Raw genomic sequence first — 26,751 nt, 5'->3', positions numbered from 1 at the left:
AGGGTTTGAAAATAGAGCAGTAAATTGTTTTCAGTCCCTTTGCTCATCTTCGGGGAAAGTGCTGGAGTAAGACTTATAGATTTCCTGTACTCTATAATCTTCGGGAGACGTAATCGGTAAAAATTCCATAATTATAAATCAAAAACACTGGGTCTTCTTGTAATGAAAATATCTTTGATCCAGAGTGTGAACGCCAGTCCCAGATAGATCAAAAAGAAGAAACCTGCTGTTGCAAAAGTAGAATAGATAAAGAAGACCCTTAATTTAGATACAGGGATCCCTAGTTTGGCTCCGGTTCTCGTGAGAACACCGAACCATTCTCTTTCCATCTTATGGCGGATATTATCAAACATTTGAAGATTCTTTTAAAAGTTTAAATCCAATACCGCAATTTAAGCAATTTTTTTCTTCACACGAGGTTTTATAGTGATAAATCAGACTCTGGCTTTCCAATGCATTTTTGACATTCAAGCCCATTTTCTTCCATCCGGAAATAATAGAATTTTTTTCAGCTGGGGTATTTTTGTAAAATTCCAGAATTTCATCAGTAATTTCTTCACGATGGTATTTATGGTAGGTATATTTTAGAGGAAGTACCGTATTCAGGATGACTAGTTCAATAAAATCCCTACTTAATGTTTTAGGCTGAAATTTTGAAAGGGTTCCGAAATTAAAGTGAAAATCCCAATAGTCCGAAGCTTTTACGGGGGCAAAAACGTCATACAATTCATTGATATGATCAGCTTTGATGATCTTTGAAAATAAATTCTGATGTCTGTGATAAAGATCTGCCAGCTGAGAAAGACGAACCGTTGGGAAATTAGGCGGCCGCAGTCTCAGAAACTTCGGATGAAATTTCAGATCCGGAATACTGAACTTTTTTCGGAGAAAATCAAACTCTCTTTTCCAGATCATCATCTGCCCGTCTTTGGGATCTTCCAGCCATCCTGAAATGCCAAAAAGAAGCGCTTCCAGCTGCGATTCGTTCTGACGGATTCTGTTGATGACTTTGAAATCAACAGATTCTGCGATAAGCCTGAAAATAGGGGCATTTACTTTTAATCCGAAAGAGTAGGAGAGGCTGTGAAAAAGAACGGCCTCGAAATCATTCTTGTGAAATTCTAGGTTTTTTTCGAATTCCTGAGACTTTTCATCCAGCTTTTTAATGATCGTAGCTTCATGAAAATTAACCGGGATTTTATCGGGATCAAAAATATTCTCGCAGGGAATAAATTGGGTTCCGTTGATTAATTTTTCGTATTTCCAGAGAATATTTTGATCAATATGATCCTTCAGCTCCAGAGTCGGAACATTTTTGCGGATAAGGTCATCAATCTCTGCATCATTTTGATAGACAACGTGCAGAATAATGTTTTGGTAATTGGGGTCCTGGGAATGGTTGTGGAAAATCCAGTCGGAGGTGCGAACGTGCAGTTCAATATTTCCGGCAATGACCAGATCTTTGGTTTTGATTTTTGCATCCAGAAAATCAGGTCCTGCATTTGTATTCCATTTTCCGAAGTTTAGAATTTCAACAGCGTTGCCTTCAATATCCCTGAAGTCAAAATGTTTGAAAACTTTATAGTTCCAAAGATATTGAAGCAATTTTTCTGTCATAAGTGTGAAGATAAATATAGTAGAAATTCTATACTTCTACCACCTCCATACTAAGATTTTCCAGCTCTGTACTACACAATCTTATATAGATAGAAACGCAGTTTATACAATGGAAATTTACGTTCTGTTCTTTCACTTTTATTGCTTTTTTGCTTTAAAAAATAAAATGCCCTCCATCAATATATGGAAGGCATTAGAGTATATGTGTTTGCTTATTAAAGCAGTTAAATCATTGATTTCCTAAAAGATATTCGTTACGCTTTCGTCAGTTGCTTATTGAAGTTTTCTATCGTTGTTCTGTACATTTCCTCGTAGATAGGAAGAATGTTTTTCAGGTCAAATTTGATAGCCTGTTCTTTCGCGTTCTTTTTCATAGTCGCTAAAAGCTCGTCATTGCTCAATAATTTGATCGTGTAATTACTCATTGCTTCTACATTTCCGATCTCAGCCAAGAATCCTGTTTCTCCCTGGATATTCACTTCGGGAATTCCACCTGCATTGGAGCTGATTACCGGAGTGTAAGCCGCCATAGCTTCAAGAGCTGCCAATCCGAAACTTTCCTGTTCGGAAGGAAGTAAAAAGACATCAGACAGCTGTAAGATCTTATACAGATCATTTACTTTTCCTAACAGACGGATCTTTGAAATAAGTTCAGGATTTTCCTCCAGAAACTGGTTCACCTTTTCCATATCCGGTCCTTCACCGATGATGATCAGTTTTGATTTTACTTTTTTCTCAACGCTTTTGAAGATTTGCAAAACTTCATCTACACGTTTTACAGGACGAAGGTTAGATACGTGGATCAAAATTTTCTCGTCCGGATTCGCAAACTGTGTTCTCTGACATTCCGTACAGTCATCAAATTCAGAATTATCAATAAAATTGGTAATCACCTGGATTTCTTTTTTAATATTGAAAAACTGCAGCGTATCTTTTTTCAGACTTTGGGAAACCGAAGTGATCGCATCAGACTGGTTGATTGAAAACTCAACAGCGTGCTTATAACTTGGGTGCTGTCCTACAAGGGTAATATCGGTTCCGTGAAGGGTAGTAACCAGTGGAACGTCATTATTGTCCTCCTTCAGCATCTGTTTAGCTGTAAACGCAGCGTACGCGTATGGAATGGCGTAGTGAGCGTGTAGCAGATCAAGCTTATATAGATTGACAACACGGTAAATCATCGAACTTAGCGCAATATCATAAGGCTGATACTGGAAAAGCGGATAGGTCTGTACATTCACCCTGTGAAAAAAAATATTCGGGTTGGTAATGTCTAGTCTTGCAGGGAGCGCAGAACTTATAAAGTGAACTTCATAGCCTTTGTTGGCCAGAGACATTCCCAGTTCTGTTGCTACGATTCCGCTTCCTCCGTATGTTGGATAGCAAAGTATGCCTATTTTCATTAGATTATTGTTGTTTTGATGTTGTAAAAACTGTTGTGTTCACATGAGAAGCAGAAGCCGGAACCTTATCGATTCCCATTCCTGCTTTCAGCTGGTCATTAACCAGAACGGGCAGCCTGCCCCATATTTTTGTTTTTCCGTTCAGAGCATTTGCTGCAGCGGCCATTGAATCATCATTATTTTCATAAGAGACAAGGACTGTAGATACTTTTGAAATATCAATATCTTTTAAAGCGTAAGCACTTCCGAAAACATTTAAAATAACGTTTTGATTTTTGGTGAGATCAGCAAGAACTTTCTTAGATTCTGCCGAAATTTTATAAGGTTTGTATGCCGTTGAATTATCCTTGTGGAATCCTACGATTACGGTAGAGCCTGAAGGAATTGTATTGATCTCGTTGGCTTTTTTGATGACCACATTAGATCCCAGCTGGTTGGCAAAAGTCTGATAAGGAGCTTCTTCCAGAGGAACATAATAGGTTTGTTTTCCAGTGATAGGAAGCAGGTTTTTGTCATCCTTTAACAAAGTCAAAGCATTGGCGTACAGATTCTGTACCAGTATTTTATGAGAATCATTATCGATGTCGTTATTAACGTTTTCTGGATTTTTCGGGCTGTATTTGTCAAGGCCTAAAAAGTATTTGGTCAATAAAATTTTCTTCACACTTTCCTCAACTCTTGATTGTGAAATTTCACCATTTTCAATGCTTTTCTGAATTAATTTTTTTCCTTCCGAAACGCCCTGAGAAAATAGCATAATATCATTTCCGGCTTTAAATGCAAGTGCATCCAGTTCGCCAGGTTTGTATTTATTGGCTACAGCACCCATGTTTAAAGCATCGGTGATAATTAAGCCTTTGTATCCTAATTTATCTTTTAGTAATCCTGTAATGATATTCTTTGAAACTGACGCAGGAATTCCTTTTCCTGATTCCAGGCTTGGAACATAGAGATGAGCGACCATCACACCACCAATTCCTTTATCCATTAAAGCTTTAAAAGGAGCGAGTTCAACGGTATTTAGTCTTTCTAAACTATGTGAAACCACCGGCAGATCCAGATGGGAGTCTGTACTCGTATCACCATGTCCTGGAAAATGCTTGATGGCAGCAAGGATCGTATTGTCCTGAAGTCCGTTAGAATAAGACAAAGCAGAGCTGATCACATTATCGACTTCTGAACCAAAGCTTCTGTTTCCAATAATCGGATTGTTTGGATTGGTATTCACATCCACAACTGGTGCGAAATCCCAGTTGATCCCCATTCTGTGGCAGTCTTCTGCAATCTTGGCAGACATCTGGTAAATGAGGCTTTTATCCTGTATGGCTCCAAGGGTCATTGCCCATGGAAATTTGTGTGCTGTGGCAATTCTTTGAAACAGTCCCCATTCTGCATCCATCCCGATCATCATCGGAATTCTTGATTTTTGCTGAAACTCATTAACCAGATTAATTTCTCTGGCGGCATCGTCCTGCATTAAAATCAGTCCTCCAATCTTATCATTAACCACAATGTTTCTGATCTGATTAATATAGTCTTCACCTTTATTGGTGTAAAGTGCTACAATAAACAGCTGACCCAGCTTTTCATTCTGAGAAAGTGACCTGTACGTTTTGGCTACCCAGTGATGAGCCTTTTTCAAGTCTTCTTTGGAAATGTTTTTGGGCTGGTATTGAGCTTTGGCTGTAAAGCTTATTAATGAAAAAATAAAGAGGGAAGTATATAACAATTTCTTCATGATCTTTTGAATAAGAACAAAAATACAATTAAAAAAATGATGAAAACAAAGTTTTTGCAACTTTTGGTATATGATTTGAATACGATTTATAAATAATAACTAAACTTTCTAAAAATGAAAAAAATTCTTCCACTTTTATTTCTGGCATTTGTAGGTTTTACTGCTTACAGTTGTGATAATGATGATGATACTGTTGTACAAAATCCAGTGGATAATGATACATACTCACAGATGAGAGATGTAACCGGGTCATTTACCAGCGGTAATACTTATGCATTTACACAGGCAATTGCCATTGAGCAGACTGATGTTGTTTTAGTCTACAGAAAGGCAGGAAATGCTTGGCAGCAGATTCCTAAGACTGTATATTTAGATACTGCTACTTCTCCGGCAGCGAGAAAGTTTGATTATAATTTCGTATTTGACTCTCAAAATGTTCAAATAAGAATTGATGATCAGAATTTTAATCTTGGAACAGGATTGTCTACACAGGAGATCGCCAATTATTTGTCTAACCAGACTTTTAGAATTGTACTGGTTCCTGCATCACAAAGCAAAAGCGCAAGCAAAAACGCAGGAGTAGATTACAGTGACTATAATGCTGTAGTGAAGTACTTTAATCTTGATGAAACTAAGGTAAAGACTACCAACGTTAATTAATTAAGAAATATCTTTTCAGTTTTTTATAATTAAAAAAGCTCCGGGAGAAATCTCGGAGCTTTTGCATATAATATCTTAAAATTCTCTTTTTAAGACAGATAAAAAAGAGGTATTTTTACTCACCTGAAATACATAATAAAAGTCAAACCAATGATAAAAAACTACTGGCTAAAATTTTTAATAATAGTTCCATTGCTTTTTCTTGCCTCATGCAGCGAGATTATAGACAATATTGATCGTCAAAAAGAACAGGAAAACTATGTTTCTCCCTACATGGGAAAATGGATAGGTACTTTTACAGGAGAAGTGAGTGGAGATTTAATCCTTAATGTTTCGAAAAGCGGAAGTATTGAGGTAACACGAATTGTAAATACGAATGTGGAGGAAGTATACTATACTAGTCTTCAAGGCGCAGGAAGCGCTGCTATAAGCCCTTCTGCTTCTCCAAAAGGTTTTGTTCTGACCGGAAGTTTAGAAACCAAGTCGGGGACATGGAAACAGCAGTACTGGAGTGGAAGCTGGTCAGTAACCAAGCAACCATAATCTTGATGATAGACATTAATGATAAAACCAAAAAAGCTCCAGAAGAAATTCTGGAGCTTTAATTTTTATCTAATTGTCATTATCATCTAGTAAATGACCGAAGAAATCTTTTTTTGTTTTCAGATACCCTTTACTCATCTCGTTGGCCGGAATCTGTAAAGGAATCCTTGAATTGAGGTTAATGTTGCTTTCTACAACATATTTTACCTTTTCAGGATTATTCGTTAGAAGATTAATATCTTTTACGTCCAATAGGTTCAGGATATCGATAGCAACTCCGAATTTTCTGTCATCAGCAGGAAGCCCCAGTTCAAGGTTGGCCTGTACAGTGTCAAGACCTTTTTCCTGTAAAGAATATGCTTTCAGTTTATTGATGATCCCGATATTCCTTCCTTCCTGACGAAGGTAGACAATAATTCCTCCGTGTTCGTGGGTGTATTTCATTGCGGCATCCAATTGCTGCCCGCATTCACATTTTTTTGAATGGAAAACTTCTCCGGTAATGCATTCTGAATGGAAACGTACGTTCACCGGTTTTGAGAAATCTGTATTTTCTGCTACGATGGCCATATGTGGCATCCAGTCGTTTTCGTTTTCGGAGAAAGCGATCATTCGGAAAGAGCCGTGTTCTGTAGGAACATTAGCTTCTGCCTGAATTTTAATCATTAATAGTGGTTCGTTTTTAATTTCCTTTTAAAGAATCTTCTATAACAGAGATATTGGTTTTTAGACGTACCAGATATCTGTTTAAAACTTCATCATCATCTTTATCCAGCTGTTGTCTGAGTTTTTGAATTTTCTTATATGATTTTTCGAAGCTTTTAACTGCTCTGTTTTTCCCTGCCAAGTTATTGGCATCAATGGCATATAAATAATTCTGAAGGCTATATTTCAAACTGGTTACTTCCTCATTCAAATTATTATTCTTGAATTTTGGAAAAGTAGAAATCAGATTTGAAATTTCAGAAGCATTTACATTTTCCTTGATATTGATATCAAAGCCTTTCTTTGCCCCTCTGTCGGAATCAGAACCTTTAGTTTCGCTATAAAAATTATTGGACAGCGGAGAAAGATTAAGCTTTTCCGTTGCGCAGGAAGTGATAATTAATAGTACTCCAAAAAAAAATAGTTTTCTCATTTCTGTTGCCCCTTTTGATAAAGGATCGGGTTAAGACTATCATCGTTATACATTTTCATTTGTTTGTATACTTTCGTCTTAACATTACCGTATTCAATATCAGTAAGCAACTGATCTATAGAGGTAGATAGGTCTTCTTTCTGGCTAAGCAGTACATCCAGTTTTGCCTGGCAATTTGCACGGTGCTCTTCAGAAGCGGATTCTCTATTGGCCTCTAACGACATATGATAAACCTTTAATGCAAGAATTGATAATCTATCTACTGCCCAAGCGGGAGTTTCAGTATTGATTTTTGCATCGGGTTTAGGAGTTATATTTTCAAACTTTGTAAGGAACCAGCTGTCGATAAACTCTACCAGATCTGTTCTTTTCTGGTTAGATGCATCTATCGTTCTCTTCAGTTGAAGAGCTTCAGCGGGATCAATATTTTCATCTCTAATAATATCTTCCAAATGCCATTGAACGGTATCAATCCAGTTCTTTGCATACAAAATCCGTTCCAAACTGTCTTTTTCGAAAGGGTTATTAATTAGAGCGTTAACGTCATCGAACACGTGATAGTCTTCAATAGATTGATTGAAGACTTTCCATGCAGTTTCAGTGAAATTCATTAATTCTAAGGAATTTTAGTTGCTGGTAGTATTATTATTGTTGGTAGAAGAGGTTTTGCTTTCAGAACCTGGTTTGTCTTCTTCCTTCACCGCATCTTTAAATTCTTTGATTCCTGAACCAACTCCTCTCATGAGTTCCGGAATTTTCTTTCCTCCAAAAAGCAATACCAAAAGTATGGCTACGATAAGGATGTGCTGCCAAGATAAGGCAAGTATTGTTAGTGTATTCATCTCTTAAGATTTTTACAAAGTTAAGCTTTTTTTAATATGAAATCCAACCTAATGGGTCAACTGGTGTATTTCCGTTCCATACTTGGAAATCAAGGGTATAAGAACCATCAAAATCCTGAGCTACGGTACCTACCGGAGTTCCGGAAGAAACCTGCTGTCCTTTGGAAACGCTTACGCTTCCCAGGTTAGAATAGATTGTAAAATAATTTCCGTGTTTCACCATAACGGTTTTTGTTCCGTCACTATTTGCTAATACAGAAGAGACTGATCCTGGATATACAGATTTTGCGCGGGTACCGGAAGGGACTGCTATTTTAATACCTGTATTGTCCTCAACAATATTTTTGAAAACCGGGTGCGGCTGTCTTCCAAATCGGTGGGTAACCTGTCCGGCTCTGTCTGCAGGATATCCAAGTTTCCCTCTGCTGTCTGCAAAACTGCTTCCGGGTGATGTTGTAACTCCATAGCTGGTCATTGCTTTAGTTTCAGCGGCCTTTTTCTCTTCTTCTTTTTTCTTATTCAGTGCGGCTTCTGCTGCTCTTGCGGCAACGAGTTTATCGGTGGCTTCTTTTGCTTTGATGTTGGCTTCTTCAGATGCTTTTTTCGCAGCGACTCTTCTGGCCTCGTCTTTTGCGCTGGCTTCTGCTCTTGCTGCCTCTTCATTACGTTTTCTTTCTTCTTCAGCTCTTTTGGCTGCAAAATCGGCTGCTTTTTTGGCTTCAATTTCTGCCAGTTTTCTTTCTCTTTCCAGGGCTTCAGTTCTCGCTTTCGCTTCAGCTTCGATTCTTGCTTTTTCTCTTTCTGCAATCAGCTTAGCCATACGGATTTTTTCTGCCTCAGCTTTTCTTCTTGCTTCCTCTTCAGCTTTTGCTATTCTGATTTCTTCCGCGATAATCGCTCTGATCTGTCCTTCCAAAGCTTTGGATTGAACTTGTTTCTGCTTCAGCTCTACTGTAAGCTTGGATTCATTTTTCTTGAAATCTGCTAACAGCTGTTCTTTCTGAGCTCTTTCTGTATTGATGGTGGCTAGATCTTTCTGCTGGTTGACCAGAAGATTATCTTTTTCTCTTGCAGAATTTTGTTTTTGTGCGATTGATTTTTTGATTTGGGCTGCTACATTGCTGATCTCGGCAGCTTTTTTATCCTGATAGTCAGCATACTGCTTTAGGTATTGTACCCTTCTTATAGCCTCCCCTAAATTTTTGGACGAAAGAATGAAGGTTACTTTATTCTGTACCCCTTTGTTTTTGTAAGCATTCACCAGTACTTCAGCGTAGTTCTTTCTGAGAACTACCAGTTCTTTGTTCTGGCGGTTAATTTCCAGCTGACGCAGATAGATCTCATCCTCAATAAATCTTTTTTCTTTCTGAGTGTTGGTATACACCTTTTCTCTTAAAGACAGTTTATTATTGACGTTAGTAAGATAGGCAACTGAAAGCTTGGATTCAGTTCTTGTTTTAGCAAGATCTGTATTTATCTGTACAATTTGTTTTTTAAGATCGGCATTCTGTTTCTGAAGCTGTTCCTTGTTCTGCTGTCCCTGCTGCAGGCCGAACAGTAGAATACCTATTAAAAAGCTAAATTTTTTAATCATTTAATCTCAATTTTCTTATAACTGGATGGTACAGAATAAGCTGTTTCCATCCTCGAAAAGTCAAATTTCGTGTTTTCCAGTAAAATTTGGCTAGATTTTGACCCTTTTATAATTATTTTAACATTTTTTGGTAGACGGATTCCTTCGTATTGATTCCAGTTACTGTACGAGATTTCCAGTTCGTCGGTAGATAAAACATCCTTTAAATTCACACTCAGCAGATCGTAATTGGTATCATAGTTCATGACAATTTTATACTCTCTGGTTTTCTCATCGGTAACAATTTTCTGGTTGGTATTGGAAACCATTTTAAAGCCCTGTGCATTTTGGGTCAGGGTAAACTGAGAATCACTGATTTTTACAAAAGTTCTGCCCATTAGTATTTTCTCCAGCGATTTGTAATCGATGAAGTTGACATTGAGTAGCCTATTTAAATAATCAAAATCTGAATCGATATAGGTTTTGCTTGTTTTGTCTTGTCCCTTGATCCCTTCCGGAGTTGCAATACCTCTGGCTACACCGATGAAAAATGCCTGAAGATTCATCCAGACTTTTTTATCATTTTCAATATAGATAGTAGCATCCAGGGTTGGGATAAAACTTCCTGTTTCCACATTGACTTTACTGCTGATTTTTACCTGATCAAATTTCAGTGGGACAACTACATGTTCGTAGAAGGTAAATTTATCTTTTACCGGATCATTGGCATCTTTGGGTTTTCTGTTGTCTTCAGCTATGACTGTGCTGTCCTGTGTATTGCCGTTGTTGTTTTTAGCGGCATTTCTCGTTTTACAGGATGATAAGGTAAGAAATATGAGAAGTATCGGAATCCAGTTTTTCATGTATTTATCTTTCAATTAAAAAAAATAGGCTGCAATATTAACGCCAAACCACACAAAAAATGTTGTGTGGTCTGGATGTATCTTATTTTATATTAATTATTTCTGTTCTTATCGGGATAAGAAATCTAAAACCGAGTAGTCTCCTAAAGAAATCTCTCTGGAAACGCCAAAGTACTGTGCAGAATTTCCGATCATGGAATTGGAAAGGTTTCCGTGATTGATTTTTGTGTTTTCCTGAATCAGGGAATTTTCAATATTGGAATTAACAATTACCGTGTTATTTCCCAGTGAAACACCAGGGCCTATTTTGGAATTGGAAATCTTTACATTTTCCCCAATAAAGCAAGGTTGGATGATCAATGAATTCTCAATAACCGCTGATGCAGGGTAGTTAAGCATTTCTTCTCTTTCATACTCAAGAATTTTACTGTTGGTTTCTACGGTAGCATTTTTGTTTCCGCAGTCCATCCAGTCATTGACTTTTCCTAAAGTGAATTTTGCTCCTTTTGCTCTAAGGTTTTCTAATGCTGTAGTCAACTGATATTCACCTCCGTTTTTAATATTATTATCCATAATATAGTTGATCTCGCTCATCAGTTTTTCAGCACTGTTGAAATAATAGATACCGATGATGGCAAGATCTGAAACGAAAGTCTGAGGCTTTTCAACGAAATCGGTAATAAAACCATTGTCGTCTAATTTCACCACTCCGAAAGCTGAAGGGTCTTCTACGCTTTTTACCCAGATCACCCCGTCGGAATTTTTATCCAGCTGGAAATCTGCACGGAAAAGAGTATCTGCGAAAGCAATCACCACATCTCCCTGCATAGAGTCTTCGGCACATTTAATAGCGTGTGCTGTTCCAAGTGGGTCAGTCTGGTAATATATACTGCCTTTTGCTCCCAGTTTTTCGGCTATCTGAAGTAAAGATTTTTCAATCTCCGGTCCGAAATCTCCAATGATAAATGCTACTTCTTCAATGTTTTCACCTGCTACTTTAGCAATATCTTCTACCAATCTCTGTACGATGGGTTTTCCTGCAATCGGAATAAGAGGTTTTGGAACGGTCAGTGTATGTGGACGTAATCTGGAACCGCGTCCAGCCATAGGAACAATTATTTTCATAGATTATATGACAATGTATTTATTTGTTAGTTTTTTATTTTGACTAGGCTAAAGGTAATAATTTAAATCATTGCTGATCGTAATATTTATTATCTGTATCAACCTCTTGTTTAGTTTTTTTTAAAGAATTCATTAGTATCAAATTAGAGGCCATACCTAAGATTTTTTCAGTATTTTGGATATGATAGCCTTTTCTTTATAGGCCACCAGGCCGATGAAAAGAAGTAGAAATAAATTTCCTACGATATAATTGGTTCTGAAAAAATAGAAGGATACCAGAGAACATGTAATGGTAAAGACTAAATAGAGCGCTATTTTTCCTGTATTATAGTGAATCGGGTATTGTTTTTGCCCCCAGACGTATGAGATGACCATCATAGACATAAAGGTAATTAATGCGGCCATAGCACTTGCCCAATACCCATATTCCGGGATAAAGAAGAAATTAATGAAAACGGTAATAGATGCTCCTATCACCGAAATATACAAGCCAACTCTAGTCTGGTCAGATAATTTATACCAGATAGAAAGATTAAGATAAATCCCTAAGAATAAAGCTCCGAGCATTACAAACGGAATGATTTCAATGCCTTCATAATAAAGCGGGTTGCTCAGGTATTTTTCTGAGATCCACTGAAGATTGACCATTAGTCCCATATAAATAACACAGCTGCATATCACAAAAACATCCATCAATACAGCATAGGTTTTATGTGAATCTTTATTCTTGAAACTTGAAAAGAAATAAGGTTCTATACCCAGCTGATAAGCCTGTCGGAAAACGGTGATAAAAGTTGCTATTTTATAAACCGCTCCATACACTCCGATCTGGTGACGCGCTTCGTCTGGAGGAAGAAGATATTTCAGGAACTGTCTGTCGAGAGTCTGGTTAACAATGCCGGCCAACCCAGCAATCATCACCGGCCATGAATAATTCATGATCCTTTTCCATAATTTAAAATCAAATTTGGAAAGACTGAAGCTGAAAAATTCCTTTCCTACAATCAGTAATGTAATGATACTTTGTACCAGATTGGCGATGAATACATAGCCTACCCCTAATTGCGGATCATATTTCAAACCAAAAATTCCTTCCGGATGTTTCGGAAGCCATCGGATAAAAAATATAACCAACAAAAAGTAAACTACTGATCCTGCTACTTTGGAAAACATATACTTGAATGCTTTTCCCTGCAACCTTAATATAGCCGAAGGAATTGTAGAAAAGGCATCCAAAGAGAGTATGAATAAAAATATGACCAGATAATTGACTTGATCCGGAGTTTCAAAAGCTACTGCTAATTCGTTCCTAAAGACATAGCCTAAACCAAGATAGATGAGTGCAATGCTGATGATACTTACCGAACACGTTGAAATCAATGTTTTTTTGTCAATGCTTTCTTCCTGTGCAAATCGGAAAAAAGAGGTTTCCATTCCGTGGGTAAGGAGTACGGTAATAACTCCTGCGATGGAATACCAGTCTACAAAGGGTGATGAATCAGCGGGCCCGAAAGCCTTTGTCACGATGGGTGCAATGATGAACGGGAAAATACGGACTAATACTGAACTAAGCCCATATACGGCGGTTTGACCGAATAACTTCTTATACAAATTCGAAAATTTTATGCAAATGTAAATATTTAGAAATTGATTTGTAATCGACAACAGTAAAATTCATTCATAAACCTTAATTTTGTTTTTTTAGAGGTTAGATATTAGAAGTTAGAAATTAGTGATTGCAGTTTTACCAATCACTTAAAATTTTTCTAACATCTAACATCTAACATCTAACTTCTAATATCTAATATCTAATATCTATAAAAAGTAAAAATGAAGACCCTAATCAAAAATGTAAAAATCGTGAACGAAGGTAAGATCTTCGAAAGCGATATTTTAATTGAAAATGACCTGATTTCTAAAATAGCGACCCCTATTTCTGAAGAAGCAGACCAGATTATTGACGGTTCCGGTAAATATCTTTTGCCAGGGGTAATAGATGACCAGGTGCATTTCAGAGACCCAGGACTAACCCATAAAGGAGATATTGAAAGTGAATCAAGAGCAGCAATTGCAGGAGGAATAACAAGTTTTATCGATCAGCCGAATACTGTTCCTAATGCCGTTACTCAGGAATTACTGGCAGATAAATATGAAATTGGAGCCCAAAAAGCATATGCTAACTATGGCTTTATGATGGGGGGAACAAATGATAACCTTGAAGAAGTTCTAAAGACCAACCCTAGAAATGTTCCCGGAATTAAATTATTCTTAGGTTCTTCTACCGGAAATATGCTGGTAGACAATCCTGAAACACTGGAAAATATCTTTGGCAGCACAAAAATGCTGATCGCGGTTCATTGTGAAGATGAAGCTACGATCAAAGCCAATACTCAAAAATATATGGATGAATATGGAGAAGATATTCCAGTGAAATTCCATCACTTGATCAGAAGTGAGGAAGCTTGCTACAAATCTTCCTCAAAAGCCATTGAGTTAGCTAAAAAAACAGGAGCACGACTTCATGTCTTCCACCTTTCAACAGCGAAGGAAATGGAACTTTTTAGAAATGATATTCCTTTAAAAGATAAAAAAATAACAGCGGAGGTATGTGTTCACCATCTTACGTTTACCAATGAAGATTATGATACAAAAGGCGGATTGATTAAATGGAATCCGGCTGTAAAAACTCAGGCAGATCAAGATGGACTTTGGGAAGCATTGCTGGATGACAGAATAGATGTCATTGCTACAGATCATGCACCTCATACCTGGGAAGAAAAGCAGAATGTATATACCAAATGTCCTTCAGGGGCACCCTTGGTACAGCATTCTTTGGTTGTTATGTTGGAAAACTATAAGACTGGAAAGATTTCTTTAGAAAAAATCGTTGAAAAAATGGCTCATAATCCTGCCATACTTTTCAGAGTTGAAAAAAGAGGTTTTGTGAGAGAAGGCTATAAGGCGGATCTTGTTTTGGTTGACCTGAATGCAGATTGGACAGTAGCTAAAGACAATCTCCTTTACAAATGTGGTTGGAGTCCTCTGGAAGGAATGAATTTACATTCAAAGGTAACCCAGACTTTTGTGAATGGACATCTTGTGTATGACAACGGAAAAATTACTGAGGAAAAATTCGGGGAAAGACTTCTTTTTGAAGTAGGAGAATAATTGAAATGCAAAAATAAAATAGTAAAAGGGCAAATATGTTACACACATTTGCCCTTTTTATTTTTATAAATTTCTAATGAACCACCCCGTCAAAAATTCTCTGAATTTTCGCCACCCCTCCACGGGAGTGGAATTCCAGTCGTTTGAGTAGTGAAGATGTTTTTTTTGCTCTATCACATTACAGTAACGCAGAATAAAAATCTTTGATTTTTCTTAAAACTTAGGTGAACTATTATGCGAAAAATATTCAACTTAAAGTTTACTAAAGTGTTTAAAAAACTTTTGCAACTTTTGTGGTTAAAATCTATTTCTTCGCCTTAGTACTCATATAAAACGTCAGTTTTCCACCAGCTGTAATCTCAGAATGTTTTAAGGTGAAATTCTTAATCTCTTTACCATTCAGAAGAATTTTTTCAACATATATGTTCTTCGGACTCTGATTGATTGCGTCAATTTCAAACGTTTTTCCGTTTTCCAAATTCAGCACTGCATGGTCCACTGCCGGACTTCCAATCGCATAATCTTCCGAACCGGGTGCCACAGGATAGAATCCGAGTGAGCTTAAAATATACCACGCACTCATTTGTCCTGCATCGTCATTTCCGCCCAAGCCATCGGGTGTTGCTTTATATTGCATGTCTAAAATACGACGGATCTGAGCCTGGGTTTTCCAGGGCTGTCCTGCCCAGTTGTAAAAATAGGCAACGTGATGAGCCGGTTCGTTTCCGTGAACATAGCCACCGATGATTCCTTCGCGGGTAATATCTTCAGTGTCTGCAAAAAATTCGTCAGGAAGATGCATCGTGAACAATTCATCCAGTTTTGAAGCAAATTTTTTCTTTCCTCCCATCATTTGCATCAGTCCATCAGGATTTTGAGGAACAAAAAAGCTGTAATTCCATGAATTCCCTTCAATAAAGCCCTGTCCATGAGTGCTCAGCATATCAAAATCCTTTTTAAAGCTTCCGTCCGCCAGTCGGGGGCGCATAAAACCAGCTTTGGGATCAAAATTATTTTTCCAGTTTTCGGAACGCTTGATGAATTGATTGTAAATTTCTGTTTCGCCTAAATGTTTTGCCAGTTGGGCAATCGCCCAGTCGTCATAAGCATATTCCAGGGTATTGGAAACTGAAGTTCCATTTTTTTCAGCCGGAATATAGCCCATATCGATATAATATCCGATGCCTTCATAATCTCTTTTATTAGCTGTTGCGATACAGGCTTTTAATACTTCTTTCGGATCACCATTGTAATTTCCTTTGATCACAGCATCGGCTGCTACACTTACGCTGTGGTATCCGCTCATACACCAGTTATCGTTGGCGTAGTGTGACCATATCGGAAGCATTTTCATCGAGAACTGATCATAGTGAGCCATCATCGATTTAACCATATCATTATTCCGTTTTGGCTGGATAATATTAAAGAAAGGATGAAGAGCTCTGTACGTATCCCAGATGGAAAAAGTGGTGTAGTTGGTAAAACCTTCTGCTTTGTGAATATTCTGATCCAAACCTTTATATTCCCCATTGATGTCCATATACGTTGTAGGGCTGATGAAAGTATGGTACATCGCTGTATAAAAGTTGGTTTTTTCTGTTTCAGAACCTTTAATGACGATTTTATTCAGTTCTTTATTCCAGTTTTCCTGAGCTTTTGCCTTGATCTGATCAAATGATAGATTTCCGGTTTCTTTTTCGAGATTTTCCAATGCATTGGTCTGACTTACCGGAGAAATGGCAAGCTTTACTTCTACGGCTTCATTTTCCTGAGTATCGAAATCAAAATACATTTTCAGGTTTTTACCTGCGATCTCGGGGAAGTTTTTATTCTGGTCGAATTTTCTCCAGAATCCTTTGTAAGCTTGTGCTCCGTCCAAATTTTTCTGGCCGTATGATTTAAAAGGTTTTGAAAATTTCATGGCAAAATAAACCGTTCTGGTTCTTGCCCAACCATTAGTCTGGCGGTAACCGGTTACTGTACCGTTGTTTTCCACACGTACATAAGTCCAGACATTTTTACCTTCATAATTATAAATTCCTGCGGTCAAGTCTAAAATGATGTGCGACTGGTCAGATTTTGGGAAGGTATATCGGTGGACTCCTGTTCTTGTTGTAGCGGTTAGTTCTGCTAAAATATGATGATCATCCAGCTTAACTTTATAATATCCGGCTTCAGCTTTTTCATTTTCGTGGGAAAATCTACTTCTGTATCCGCTTTCAGGATGTGAGGCCGTTCCCGGATTTAACAGGAGTTTTCCTACCGTTGGCATGATCAGAAAATCTCCAAGATCGGAATGTCCCGTTCCGCTGAAATGGGTGGAACTGAAACCAACGATCGTTTTGTTTTCGTAACGGTATCCGGCACAGTATTTATACACTTCGCCATTGTATTTTCCATTGAGTTCATAAGAGATGGTATCGGTTTCCGGGCTCAGCTGTACAGCTCCGAATGGAACGGTAGCGCCGGGATAGGTATGACCCATTTTTTCAGTTCCGATCAGAGGATTTACATATTGTATCAGCTTTTCAAACTGCTGGGCCTTTGAATACTGACTGAGAAATACAAAGAATATGAGTGCAAAAGTTGCCGTATTTTTCATGAATGGATAGGTTTTCAACAGTAAAAATAATTAAAAATTGAAGAATAACTATTATTACTTAAATTTAGAATTAATCCATCCGAAATGTATTTATTTTTCGGAAAAACGAAATCCAATTCCGTGTAAATTTTCAATGATTATATTCTGCTCATCCGCAAATACTTTTCGCAATCTGGAAATAAAAACATCCAGACTTCGTCCCATAAAATAGTCATCATCTCCCCAGATTGCTTTTAATATATCCTGTCTTTTTAAGACCGTGTTCTTGTGTCGGATAAAGTATAAAAGCAGTTCAGATTCTCTTTGTGTAAGGGTAACGGTATTTCCGGTATCTTGCAAAGTATAGTTTTTGGGATCAAAATAATATTTTCCGACACTATATTTTAGTGGGGGTGCATCTGTTTTTCTAGTGCGTTTTAAGAAGACTTCTATTTTTAGAATCAATTCTTCTATACTGAATGGTTTAACGAGGTAATCATCGGCACCAATTTTTAGCCCTTTGATCCTATCTTCTTTCAGGGCTTTTGCAGAAATAAAAATAATAGGGATCTCAGAGTTCTTATCACGAATGTGCTGGGCCAATTCAAATCCGTTGAGTTCAGGCATCATGATATCCAGCAGACAGATGTCAAAACTTTGGCTGTTGAAGGCCTCAAGTGCCAATTTTCCATCGGGATAATGATCTATTTCATAATAGCTTTCGAGGCTGTCCTGAATCAGGAAAGCGATCGTCTTATCATCCTCTGCATATAAAATTTTAGATTTTTCCATTACTCACTATTATTACATTTAAAACGGAAAAAACAACGTTATGGTAATTCCCTGATCTGTATTATTTTCAACTGAAATTTTCCATTGGTGTTGCTGTACGATCTTTTTTACATAAAACAATCCCAATCCAAAACCGTTGACCTCATCACTTTTTTTGGTAGTAACCCTGTAAAATTTATCAAAAATATGGGGTATGTTTTTAGCAGGAATACCCATTCCGTTATCTTTAAACTTTAAATATAAGCCTTTTGAACTTTTACCTGATGAAATAGTGATTTCGGGGTTTGTTTCGCAATACTTAATTGCATTGTCTAAAATGTTGTACACGATATTGGTAAAGTGAAATTCATCTGCAATGATAGAGATGTGGTCTTCAATTTCCAGATGAAGTACGAGATTTTCGTTCTTTTGCTGTATGATATCCGCTATTTCCTGAATGAAAGGAAGAAGCATAATCTTTTGAGGTTTCAGGGACAGTCCGGAAGCATCATTTTTAGCAATATTTAGTATTTTTTCAATATGATTATTGAGTTTATAGCTTTGATTGATAATGATGGATGTGTAGGTCTGCAGTTTGGAATCTTCCTGTATGATATTATGTTTATTGAGGGCTTCTGATGCTAAGAGGATTGATGATAAAGGCGTTTTAAACTCATGGGTCATATTATTGATGAAATCCCTTTGCAGTTCCGAGAATTTTTTTTGCTGAATAATGGTGTATATAGAATAAACGTACACCAACAGAATGATGATGAGCGCAAAGGTGAGTAAATACCAAAACCTTAATGAGCTTATTAAATAGGTGGTTTTATCTGGAAAGCGGATGGAAAAATAATAGATCAGGTTTTTATGTTTAGGAAAATTAATGACCTTATCACTTGGAGGTTCCTGGTGTGTCGATATGTATTTCCCATAAATCATTTTGTCACTATGGCAATTATAGAGGGCATACACATAATCTGTATTGATTTGAAAACGTGTAAATTCTGTTCTCAGATAATGTTCCAGAACTGCGGGATGAAATTCATTATTAATATTAACCACATAATAGTCGTTGGCAATATTCTGTACCGGATTTTCTGTAAAAGAAGTCTTTCCTCCGGATAGTTTTTCCACGACTTCTGATAAAGCGATATTGACTTTCTGGTTAAATTTTTTATCTTCAAGATTATAGGCCTGCCGGGTCCATAAAAGCTGAGCGGTCATAATCCCGATGATAGCAATGAATCCGAGGGTGATAATAATATTGAGTTTTTTAATTTCCATTTCCAGAAGCAATATTATCTAAAAATATCTATTAAATTTTTATCATTAACAACTTATTAACAAATGTTTGATATCGGTTAACAATATATCGCGATTTTCAGCTATATATTTGACTCATCAAAACAGAATGACCAATTTCTTTGATTTTTATTAACTATTAAAATATATACTCATGAAAAAATTAAAAATTACAGCACTTTTAGCTGTCTTAGCATTTTCACCTTTTTATGCTAATGTATTTACTGCTGAAAGTTCTTCAATAGTGAAAATGATTGCAGATGCCATTAAATGGAAATCAGAATCTATCGATGTAGGAAATATTCCTCAGGGAAAACCAAAACTTATCAGATTTGAGTTCACCAATACTTCTTCAAAACCAATTATTATCGAAAATGTAGCACCATCATGTGGGTGTACAACAGCAGATTATACTAAAACTCCGATTCTTCCCGGGAAAAAAGGATTTGTAGAAGCCAGCTACAATGCAGCAGCTGCAGGCGCATTCATAAAAACAGTGAATGTAACGACAAGCGAAAGCAAAACGCCTAAAACGCTTTCTTTCAAAGGAGTAGTGGTTTCATAATCAATTTTTACGACAAGACAGTCAATACAAAATACCGCAACCTTGTAATTCGTTACAAGGTTGTTTTTTATGCCTTATTAGTTTGAGAAAAGAAAAAGGGATAGCAGAGCCGCTGATTAAGGGTGTGGATAAAACGCTCGCTTAGTCGAATCAATTATATTGATTCCTTCTTTGTCTCCTTAATACTATGCGGTATTAGAATTGAACTTTGCGTGAAAAATAGGCATGCTGTTTTTCCACTACTTATTGTTTTTTCTGTATGATTGGTAAATATCACAAGGAGAATAACTATTTATAACATTATTATTTATCCCATTATTTTAAATGGCATCCATTCAATATTTAGTATTTTTAGGAAAAAATAAAATCATATGAATTTATATACACAGCCCATGTTGCGTGAAGGCGCATTACAGGATAAAGTAGCAATTGTAACAGGAGGTGGAAGTGGTCTCGGAAAAGCAATGACCAAATATTTTCTGGAACTGGGAGCAAAAGTGGTGATCACTTCCCGTAATCTGGAGAAACTACAGGGAACAGCCAAAGAATTAGAAGAAGAAACTGGCGGAAAAGTTCTGTGCGTTGCATGTGACGTAAGAAATTGGGATGAAGTAGAAGCGATGAAAGAAGCTACATTGAAGGAATTCGGAAGAATTGATATTCTCTTAAATAATGCAGCCGGGAACTTTATTTCGCCAACAGAAAGACTGACGCATTCAGCTTTTGATTCTATTTTAGATATCGTTTTGAAAGGAACAAAGAACTGTACCCTTTCTATCGGTAAACACTGGATCGATTCTAAAAGCCCGGGAACTGTTCTGAATATTGTAACCACTTATGCGTGGACAGGATCTGCTTATGTAGTACCTTCGGCCTGTGCAAAAGCCGGAGTTTTGGCAATGACCAGATCTTTAGCGGTGGAATGGGCAAAATACGGGATCCGTTTCAATGCGATTGCACCGGGACCTTTCCCAACCAAAGGTGCATGGGACAGATTGCTTCCGGGAGATCTTCAGGAAAAATTTGATATGAAGAAAAAAGTTCCTTTAAGAAGAGTAGGAGAGCACCAGGAGCTGGCTAATCTTGCTGCTTATCTGGTGTCAGATTATTCGGCGTATATGAATGGAGAAGTAGTCACCATAGATGGCGGCGAATGGCTTCAGGGAGCTGGAGAATTCAATATGCTTGAAGATATTCCGAAGGAAATGTGGGATGCGCTTGAAGCGATGATCAAGGCGAAAAAAACTAATTAAATTAAAATTTTGATAAAAAGATCCCGGGCTTGTAACGATTCCGGGATCTTTTGTAACTTATCATAGAAATATTATAAATTATTTCCAATGAATTATAAACTTCCAGGCCTGATAGCAGCGGCAGCAGTTTTCCTTTTTTCGGGATCTGCTTTAGCTCAGGATACTCCAAAATACAGTTATGTAGAAGCGTTCAAACCCTTCTTTTACCCACAGACAGGAACGGAAACTCGTTCTGCAAGCGGACAGCCGGGACATGCTTACTGGCAGAATTCAGCAGATTATGATCTGAATGTAAGCTTAAACGAAGCTAAAAATGAAATTACCGGAACGGCTGACATTACGTATACCAATAACAGTCCTGATCAAATGGGCTTTCTATGGCTGCAGCTTGACCAGAATTTATTTGCAAAAGATTCCCGCGGTAACGCAGTAGTTCCTGCATCTGGTAGCAGAAACGGAGCTCATGGGGAAGAGTTGGAAGGAGGATACAAAATTAAATCTGTAAAGCTTGACGGTAAAGACGTTAGATATACAGTGACTGATACCAGAATGCAGATCGATCTTCCCAAAGAATTAAAAGCTAAAGGAGGTATTGCCAAAATCAAAATTGAATATTCTTTTATCTCTCCCGAATACGGATCTGACAGAATGGGAGTGCAGAAGACGAAAAACGGAAAAATATTTACGGTAGCCCAATGGTATCCAAGAATGTGCGTGTATGATGATGTAATGGGGTGGAATACGCTGCCTTATGTTGGAGCATCAGAGTTTTATCTGGAGTACGGGCATATTTCTGCGAATATTACAGTGCCGGCTAATCATTACGTTGTAGCATCAGGAGATCTTTTGAATTATAAAGAGGTATACAGCAAGGAAGAAAACAACCGTTGGGAGCAGGCTAGAAATAGTGATAAAACGGTTATGATCCGTCCGGAATCTGAAATCGGGAAAAACCAGGCTTCAGGGACAAAAACATGGAAATTTAAAATAGATCAGACCCGTGATTTTGCGTGGGCTTCATCACCGGCATTTATCCTGGATGCTGCAAAAATAAATCTTCCAAGCGGTAAAAAATCTGTAGCTATATCAGCTTATCCCGCAGAAAGTGCAGGCGAAAAAGCTTGGGGCAGGTCTACAGAATATACAAAAGCAGCAATCGAGCATTATTCTCAAAAATGGTATGAATACACCTATCCGGCCGCGACGAATGTAGCAGGAAATGAAGGCGGAATGGAATATCCGGGAATTGTGTTCTGTCATATGAATTCCGCAGGAGAAGACCTTTGGGGAGTTACAGATCACGAATTCGGGCACAATTGGTTCCCTATGATCGTAGGTTCAAATGAAAGACTGTTTGCATGGATGGATGAAGGCTTCAATACCTTTATCAATGAATTATCTACAAAGGCTTTTAACAACGGAGAATATTATACCAAGAAAAATATTGCCAGAGCCGGAGGTTTTATGATGGGCGATAATCTTGAGCCGGTCATGGTAGGTCCTGATAATATGAAGGAAAGAAGTATCGGAGCTTTGGCTTACTTTAAGCCGGGGATGGGACTGCAGATTTTAAGAGAGACCATTTTAGGTCCTGAGAAATTCGACAAAGCTTTCAAAACCTATGTCGACAGATGGGCTTTCAAACATCCTACACCATGGGATTTCTTCCATACGATGGAAAACGTTTCAGGAGAAGAACTGAACTGGTTCTGGCGAGGATGGTTTATCAATAAATGGAAGATCGATCAGTCTGTAAAAGATGTGAAATATGTGAATGGCGACTTTAAAAACGGTGCTCAGATTACTGTTGAGAATCTAGGTCAGTTGCCTATGCCTACAGTTGTTCAGGCGAAATTTAAAGACGGAACAAAACAGGTATTCAAAATCCCGGTTGAAGTCTGGAAACGTAATACAGAATGGACATTGAAAGTGAATTCAAATAAAGAAATTAATGAGGTAATGCTGGATCCTGAATCTATGGTTCCTGATGTGAATATGAAAAATAATATTTGGCCTTCAGAACAACCAAAAACTGTTGAAAAAGTTAATACAAAAGATTTTGCAGGAACATACGGGACTAAAAGTGATGCAATCAAATTGGTTTTTACCGATAAAAACGGTCAGCTTTATTTCAAAGCTGGAAACCAGCCGGAGTTTCCTCTTGAATATACAGGAGACAATCAGTTTACTTTTAGTGAAGCCGGGATAACATTGGCATTTAGCAAGGACAAAAAGGATCTTGTCTTTAAACAAGCCGGAAGAGAATACAAATTTACCAAAGAATAAATGGTATATTGACCTTATAAAAAACCGAAACTTCAGATTTATGAAGTTTCGGTTTTTTTTTGTTTGGAAAAGAACTGGAAGGAGAGGGGAGCCGGAAGATGGAAGTTCTATTAGTTCTTCATTCGATAATTAGATTCATTGATAAGAATGAATAAATTTAAATAGGTATAAAACAACCTTTAATTACTTCTTTCGGCTATATGAACTTCCATCTTCCCTCCATAAATTAACAATAATATATCCTCAACTTTCATTACCTCTCATCAGGATATTCTATTTTTGTTATTCTAAGTTAAACATATGGTTATGAATTTCAGATTTTCAATCTTATCCTTACTGTTTTTTGCACTGGGGTTTTCACAGGATCTTAAAGTAATGAGCTTTAATATCAGGCTGCAGGTAGCGTCTGATAAGGAAAATGCATGGACAGAAAGAAAACAGGATGTAGTGGATTTATTAAATTATTATCATCCCGATTATTTCGGAGTTCAGGAAGCACTTCCCGAGCAGATGAAAGTTCTTAAGGCCAGCCTTAAGAACTACGAGTATGTAGGAGTAGGAAGGGATGACGGAAAGGAAAAAGGAGAGTTTTCGGCTATTTTCTATGATACCAATAGGCTTCAGGTAATAAAATCCGGGACATTCTGGCTTTCTGAAACACCCGAAAAGCCTTCGAGAGGATGGGACGCAGCACTTAACAGAATCTGTACTTATGCCATTTTTAAAGATAAAAAATCAAAGAAAGAATTTTTGGCGATGAACCTTCATTTTGACCATATCGGAAATGTGGCAAGAGTGAAATCTTCCGAACTTATTTTGAAGAAGATCAAAGAGATCAATTCTAAAAATCTTCCTTTAACGTTAAGTGGTGACTTCAATTTAACAGAAGATTCTGAGCCTATAAAAATCCTTTCCCAGAATTTAAATGACAGTTTTTATCATTCTGAAACAAAACCTTACGGACCGAAAGGGACATTTACAGCTTTCAACATTAATGAAATTCCTAAAGACAGAATCGATTATATTTTCGTGAAAGGGTTCAAAATAAAATCCCAGAGACATATCAACGACAGAAGAGAAAATCTGCTGTATCCATCGGACCACTTTCCTATATTAGCGGAGCTTTCTTTTTAATTCAGGATCGGTTTACCGGAAAATCAATTTCAAATCCAATTTCTTTTGAGGGTTGGATTTTTTATTGTTGGGGAAGTTGTAAAGCGATTAAGAAAACAGCAGAGCTAGGTGTAAGTGGAATTGGGGAAGAGCGGATAATTTTAGAAATTGATAGAAGCGGGGTTTAATAACTGCCACTCATCTTCCTTTCGGAAAAATAAAAAACTGCTATTCATAAAACATTATTATAAAAGAAATAGGCGCCTAGTGTTACATTTTCGCTAATTTTGATACTTATTTTTAAAAAGTAGAGATATGAAACGATTTCTTTATGCTCTGGTAGTGACTGTTTCGATGCAGCCAATCGCTGCACAGGAGCTGTATATGCCGAGAAATATTAAAAAAGCCTATGAAAAAGGAACCCGGGATATTTCCGGTGCTCCCGGTAAAAATTATTGGCAGAATAAAGGAATTTATAATGTTGAGGTGAAAGTAGATGCCGGAAGCAAAAGGGTTTCGGGAAAAGAAACGATCACATACAGCAATAACAGTCCGGATGAACTTCATGAGCTGGCGATCAGATTTGTGAATAACCTTCATAAACCACAGTCACCGAGATCAGGTTCCGTATCCAAAGACTTTCTGTCTTCCGGTCTGCACATCAAATCATTTATCGTAAATGGAGAGAAGTACAACGTAAACAGTGACGACTGGGGAACCGTAGAAAAAGTAAAACTGAATAAAGCTATTAAAGGTGGAGCTAAAGCTGAGGTGAAAATAGAATGGGAATACCCGCTTTCCATACAGAGCGGAAGAGAAGGACAAATAGATCCTGAAACCTTTTATGTTGCTTATTCTTTCCCCAGAATTTCAGTGTATGACGATTACAACGGCTGGGATATGCTTCCTCATTCGGACAGACAGGAGTTTTATAATGATTTTAATGATTATAATTTTGCTATCTCTGCTCCGAAGAATTTTGTAGTATGGGCCACCGGTGATTTTCTGAATCCTGATGCCGTACTTCAACCAGAATATTTAAAAAGATATAAAGCGTCTCTCAAAAGTGATAAAGTCATGCATATTGCGTCTGAGCAGGAAATGAGAGCCGGAAAAGTAACGAAGCAGAATAAATGGAATATCTGGAAATTCAAAGCCAGCCATATCACAGATTTCTGTTTTGCGTTAAGCAGTCATTATGTTTGGGATGGAGCAAGCGTTCAGCTGAAAACAAAAAGAGCAAGTGTTCAGGCAGCTTATAAGACGGGAGCAAAAGATTTTGAGCAATATGTAGACTGGATGCGCTATAATCTGGACTGGTTTTCCAGGAAATGGCCAGGTGTGGAATATCCTTATAATGTAATGACCGCCATTCAGGGGTATGCAGATATGGAATATCCAATGATGATCAATGATACCAGTATTCCTGATGATCTTCGGGATGCGAGACTGACGGCAGATCATGAAATCGCCCATACCTATTTCCCTTTTTATATGGGAATCAACGAAACCCGTTACGCTTTTATGGATGAAGGCTGGGCAACTACCCTTGAATATCTAATCGGGATTGATGAAAACGGTGAAGCGGCTGCAAAAGAATTCTATAAAAACTTCAGGGTAAAAAAATGGATTAATGACCCTTCTGCTGAGCAGGACCAACCTGTTATTACAATGAGTACGCAGGTGAGTGGTGCAGGGTATGGAAACAATTCTTATGTGAAAGCATCCCTGTCTTATCTTGCATTGAAAGACTATTTAGGAGATGAATTGTTTAAAAAAGCACTTCTGCACTATATGGATAACTGGAATGGAAAGCATCCGGTGCCGTGGGATTATTTTAATTCTATGAATACAGGTTCGGAGAAAAACCTGAACTGGTTCTTTCAAAACTGGTTTTATACCAATAATTATATTGATTTAAAAATTACCGGTGCTTCACAGCTTAATGATCTTCTTACAGTGAATGTAGATAATGTTGGCGGATTCGCCATTCCGTTTGATGCGGTTTTAAATTATGCAGACGGATCTTTTGAGAAGCTTCACTTCTCTCCAGTGCTTTGGGAAAAAAATCAGAAACAGACGGATATTACGGTGCCTATCAAAAAGAAAGTCAAATCGGTGACTTTGGATGGAGATATTTTTATGGATTATACGCCTGATAATAATACGAGAGCATTATAAAAGCAAAAGCCTGAATTTTCATTCAG

23 protein-coding genes are annotated in these 26,751 nt (G+C 37.4%); 8 read left to right on the top strand and 15 right to left on the bottom strand.

Annotated elements, in window-relative coordinates; genetic code table 11:
• Positions 1 to 131: 131 nt before the first annotated feature.
• The 4 genes from HHL23_RS10945 to HHL23_RS10930 form a co-directional block, all read right to left on the bottom strand.
• Entirely contained in the window at positions 132 to 353 is a 222-nt protein-coding gene (locus tag HHL23_RS10945; protein WP_169234843.1) for a PspC family transcriptional regulator, read from the bottom strand.
• The gene (locus HHL23_RS10940) at positions 346 to 1,617 is read right to left on the bottom strand and encodes a DUF2851 family protein (protein ID WP_169234842.1); all 1,272 of its coding nucleotides are present in this window, start codon (positions 1,615 to 1,617) and stop codon (positions 346 to 348) included. Before HHL23_RS10940 ends, HHL23_RS10945 begins: the two co-directional genes overlap by 8 nt.
• Positions 1,618 to 1,871: 254 nt before the next feature.
• Positions 1,872 to 3,020, bottom strand: a complete 1,149-nt coding sequence (gene bshA, locus HHL23_RS10935; protein ID WP_169234841.1) for an N-acetyl-alpha-D-glucosaminyl L-malate synthase BshA — start codon at positions 3,018 to 3,020, stop codon at positions 1,872 to 1,874.
• Positions 3,021 to 3,024: 4 nt separating this feature from the next.
• Positions 3,025 to 4,758, bottom strand: coding sequence for a glycoside hydrolase family 3 protein (locus HHL23_RS10930; RefSeq protein WP_169234840.1), 1,734 nt, complete (start codon positions 4,756 to 4,758; stop codon positions 3,025 to 3,027).
• A gap of 114 nt (positions 4,759 to 4,872) precedes the next feature.
• Between HHL23_RS10930 and HHL23_RS10925 the strand changes: the two genes are divergently transcribed.
• Together HHL23_RS10925 and HHL23_RS10920 are read left to right on the top strand one after the other, a co-directional pair.
• The gene (locus tag HHL23_RS10925) at positions 4,873 to 5,418 is read left to right on the top strand and encodes a hypothetical protein (protein ID WP_169234839.1); all 546 of its coding nucleotides are present in this window, start codon (positions 4,873 to 4,875) and stop codon (positions 5,416 to 5,418) included.
• A gap of 150 nt (positions 5,419 to 5,568) precedes the next feature.
• The gene (locus HHL23_RS10920) at positions 5,569 to 5,961 is read left to right on the top strand and encodes a hypothetical protein (RefSeq protein ID WP_169234838.1); all 393 of its coding nucleotides are present in this window, start codon (positions 5,569 to 5,571) and stop codon (positions 5,959 to 5,961) included.
• A 69-nt stretch (positions 5,962 to 6,030) separates the two neighbouring features.
• On the opposite strand, the gene ribA is transcribed toward HHL23_RS10920, so the two are convergent.
• The 8 genes from ribA to HHL23_RS10880 form a co-directional block, all read right to left on the bottom strand.
• Positions 6,031 to 6,627, bottom strand: coding sequence for a GTP cyclohydrolase II (gene ribA, locus HHL23_RS10915; protein ID WP_169234837.1), 597 nt, complete (start codon positions 6,625 to 6,627; stop codon positions 6,031 to 6,033).
• A gap of 16 nt (positions 6,628 to 6,643) precedes the next feature.
• Positions 6,644 to 7,099: a hypothetical protein gene (locus tag HHL23_RS10910; protein WP_169234836.1), complete on the bottom strand. Its 456-nt coding sequence runs from the start codon at positions 7,097 to 7,099 to the stop codon at positions 6,644 to 6,646.
• Positions 7,096 to 7,710 (bottom strand): DUF4254 domain-containing protein, encoded by a 615-nt coding sequence (locus HHL23_RS10905; protein ID WP_169234835.1) that lies wholly within the window; start codon positions 7,708 to 7,710, stop codon positions 7,096 to 7,098. The genes HHL23_RS10910 and HHL23_RS10905 overlap by 4 nt, the downstream gene beginning before the upstream one ends.
• Before the next feature lie 15 nt (positions 7,711 to 7,725).
• Complete coding sequence (locus tag HHL23_RS10900; protein WP_169234834.1) at positions 7,726 to 7,941, bottom strand: twin-arginine translocase TatA/TatE family subunit; 216 nt, start codon at positions 7,939 to 7,941, stop codon at positions 7,726 to 7,728.
• A 31-nt stretch (positions 7,942 to 7,972) separates the two neighbouring features.
• On the bottom strand, positions 7,973 to 9,535 hold the full coding sequence (locus tag HHL23_RS10895; protein ID WP_169234833.1) for a peptidoglycan DD-metalloendopeptidase family protein: 1,563 nt from the start codon (positions 9,533 to 9,535) through the stop codon (positions 7,973 to 7,975).
• Positions 9,532 to 10,377 (bottom strand): DUF4292 domain-containing protein, encoded by an 846-nt coding sequence (locus tag HHL23_RS10890; RefSeq protein ID WP_169234832.1) that lies wholly within the window; start codon positions 10,375 to 10,377, stop codon positions 9,532 to 9,534. Before HHL23_RS10890 ends, HHL23_RS10895 begins: the two co-directional genes overlap by 4 nt.
• Before the next feature lie 108 nt (positions 10,378 to 10,485).
• A complete protein-coding gene (locus tag HHL23_RS10885; RefSeq protein ID WP_169234831.1) occupies positions 10,486 to 11,502 on the bottom strand; it encodes a sugar phosphate nucleotidyltransferase in 1,017 nt (338 codons plus the stop codon).
• A gap of 156 nt (positions 11,503 to 11,658) precedes the next feature.
• A complete protein-coding gene (locus HHL23_RS10880) occupies positions 11,659 to 13,113 on the bottom strand; it encodes a lipopolysaccharide biosynthesis protein (RefSeq protein ID WP_169234830.1) in 1,455 nt (484 codons plus the stop codon).
• A gap of 219 nt (positions 13,114 to 13,332) precedes the next feature.
• Between HHL23_RS10880 and HHL23_RS10875 the strand changes: the two genes are divergently transcribed.
• Positions 13,333 to 14,670: a dihydroorotase gene (locus HHL23_RS10875; RefSeq protein ID WP_169234829.1), complete on the top strand. Its 1,338-nt coding sequence runs from the start codon at positions 13,333 to 13,335 to the stop codon at positions 14,668 to 14,670.
• Between the two features lie 304 nt (positions 14,671 to 14,974).
• Here the strand turns inward: HHL23_RS10875 and HHL23_RS10870 are convergent, their stop codons facing one another.
• The 3 genes from HHL23_RS10870 to HHL23_RS10860 all read right to left on the bottom strand — a co-directional run bounded on the left by HHL23_RS10870 (position 14,975) and on the right by HHL23_RS10860 (position 19,309).
• A complete protein-coding gene (locus HHL23_RS10870; RefSeq protein WP_169234828.1) occupies positions 14,975 to 17,272 on the bottom strand; it encodes a GH92 family glycosyl hydrolase in 2,298 nt (765 codons plus the stop codon).
• A gap of 90 nt (positions 17,273 to 17,362) precedes the next feature.
• Positions 17,363 to 18,043 carry a response regulator transcription factor gene (locus HHL23_RS10865; RefSeq protein ID WP_169234827.1) on the bottom strand — a complete coding sequence of 227 codons (681 nt, stop codon included), beginning with the start codon at positions 18,041 to 18,043 and terminating at the stop codon, positions 17,363 to 17,365.
• Between the two features lie 18 nt (positions 18,044 to 18,061).
• Complete coding sequence (locus HHL23_RS10860; protein ID WP_169234826.1) at positions 18,062 to 19,309, bottom strand: sensor histidine kinase; 1,248 nt, start codon at positions 19,307 to 19,309, stop codon at positions 18,062 to 18,064.
• Between the two features lie 172 nt (positions 19,310 to 19,481).
• Between HHL23_RS10860 and HHL23_RS10855 the strand changes: the two genes are divergently transcribed.
• From HHL23_RS10855 to HHL23_RS10835, 5 genes are all read left to right on the top strand, one after another.
• Positions 19,482 to 19,892: a DUF1573 domain-containing protein gene (locus tag HHL23_RS10855; protein WP_169234825.1), complete on the top strand. Its 411-nt coding sequence runs from the start codon at positions 19,482 to 19,484 to the stop codon at positions 19,890 to 19,892.
• A gap of 371 nt (positions 19,893 to 20,263) precedes the next feature.
• Entirely contained in the window at positions 20,264 to 21,145 is an 882-nt protein-coding gene (locus tag HHL23_RS10850; RefSeq protein ID WP_073335501.1) for an SDR family oxidoreductase, read from the top strand.
• Between the two features lie 87 nt (positions 21,146 to 21,232).
• A complete protein-coding gene (locus HHL23_RS10845; protein ID WP_169234824.1) occupies positions 21,233 to 23,431 on the top strand; it encodes a M1 family metallopeptidase in 2,199 nt (732 codons plus the stop codon).
• A gap of 306 nt (positions 23,432 to 23,737) precedes the next feature.
• Entirely contained in the window at positions 23,738 to 24,565 is an 828-nt protein-coding gene (locus tag HHL23_RS10840; protein WP_169234823.1) for an endonuclease/exonuclease/phosphatase family protein, read from the top strand.
• Between the two features lie 294 nt (positions 24,566 to 24,859).
• Positions 24,860 to 26,725 (top strand): M1 family metallopeptidase, encoded by a 1,866-nt coding sequence (locus tag HHL23_RS10835; RefSeq protein WP_169234822.1) that lies wholly within the window; start codon positions 24,860 to 24,862, stop codon positions 26,723 to 26,725.
• The last annotated feature ends 26 nt before the right edge of the window (positions 26,726 to 26,751 follow it).

This window comes from Chryseobacterium antibioticum (genome assembly GCF_012927325.1).
Lineage (GTDB): Bacteria > Bacteroidota > Bacteroidia > Flavobacteriales > Weeksellaceae > Chryseobacterium > Chryseobacterium antibioticum.
Note: the sequence above shows the minus strand (reverse complement) of the source record. Positions and strands in the feature narration are given on the sequence as shown.

Bases quoted from the DNA above. Each gene is read 5' to 3' on its own strand.
- HHL23_RS10890 (WP_169234832.1), bottom strand. From the start codon at position 10,377: ATGAAAAACTGGATTCCGATACTTCTCATATTTCTTACCTTATCATCC.
- bshA (WP_169234841.1), bottom strand. From the start codon at position 3,020: ATGAAAATAGGCATACTTTGCTATCCAACATACGGAGGAAGCGGAATC.
- HHL23_RS10905 (WP_169234835.1), bottom strand. From the start codon at position 7,710: ATGAATTTCACTGAAACTGCATGGAAAGTCTTCAATCAATCTATTGAA.
- HHL23_RS10930 (WP_169234840.1), bottom strand. From the start codon at position 4,758: ATGAAGAAATTGTTATATACTTCCCTCTTTATTTTTTCATTAATAAGC.
- HHL23_RS10900 (WP_169234834.1), bottom strand. From the start codon at position 7,941: ATGAATACACTAACAATACTTGCCTTATCTTGGCAGCACATCCTTATC.
- HHL23_RS10910 (WP_169234836.1), bottom strand. From the start codon at position 7,099: ATGAGAAAACTATTTTTTTTTGGAGTACTATTAATTATCACTTCCTGC.
- HHL23_RS10920 (WP_169234838.1), top strand. From the start codon at position 5,569: ATGATAAAAAACTACTGGCTAAAATTTTTAATAATAGTTCCATTGCTT.
- HHL23_RS10840 (WP_169234823.1), top strand. From the start codon at position 23,738: ATGAATTTCAGATTTTCAATCTTATCCTTACTGTTTTTTGCACTGGGG.
- HHL23_RS10860 (WP_169234826.1), bottom strand. From the start codon at position 19,309: ATGGAAATTAAAAAACTCAATATTATTATCACCCTCGGATTCATTGCT.
- HHL23_RS10855 (WP_169234825.1), top strand. From the start codon at position 19,482: ATGAAAAAATTAAAAATTACAGCACTTTTAGCTGTCTTAGCATTTTCA.
- HHL23_RS10870 (WP_169234828.1), bottom strand. From the start codon at position 17,272: ATGAAAAATACGGCAACTTTTGCACTCATATTCTTTGTATTTCTCAGT.
- HHL23_RS10850 (WP_073335501.1), top strand. From the start codon at position 20,264: ATGAATTTATATACACAGCCCATGTTGCGTGAAGGCGCATTACAGGAT.
- HHL23_RS10945 (WP_169234843.1), bottom strand. From the start codon at position 353: ATGTTTGATAATATCCGCCATAAGATGGAAAGAGAATGGTTCGGTGTT.
- ribA (WP_169234837.1), bottom strand. From the start codon at position 6,627: ATGATTAAAATTCAGGCAGAAGCTAATGTTCCTACAGAACACGGCTCT.
- HHL23_RS10835 (WP_169234822.1), top strand. From the start codon at position 24,860: ATGAAACGATTTCTTTATGCTCTGGTAGTGACTGTTTCGATGCAGCCA.
- HHL23_RS10865 (WP_169234827.1), bottom strand. From the start codon at position 18,043: ATGGAAAAATCTAAAATTTTATATGCAGAGGATGATAAGACGATCGCT.
- HHL23_RS10925 (WP_169234839.1), top strand. From the start codon at position 4,873: ATGAAAAAAATTCTTCCACTTTTATTTCTGGCATTTGTAGGTTTTACT.
- HHL23_RS10885 (WP_169234831.1), bottom strand. From the start codon at position 11,502: ATGAAAATAATTGTTCCTATGGCTGGACGCGGTTCCAGATTACGTCCA.
- HHL23_RS10875 (WP_169234829.1), top strand. From the start codon at position 13,333: ATGAAGACCCTAATCAAAAATGTAAAAATCGTGAACGAAGGTAAGATC.
- HHL23_RS10845 (WP_169234824.1), top strand. From the start codon at position 21,233: ATGAATTATAAACTTCCAGGCCTGATAGCAGCGGCAGCAGTTTTCCTT.
- HHL23_RS10895 (WP_169234833.1), bottom strand. From the start codon at position 9,535: ATGATTAAAAAATTTAGCTTTTTAATAGGTATTCTACTGTTCGGCCTG.
- HHL23_RS10940 (WP_169234842.1), bottom strand. From the start codon at position 1,617: ATGACAGAAAAATTGCTTCAATATCTTTGGAACTATAAAGTTTTCAAA.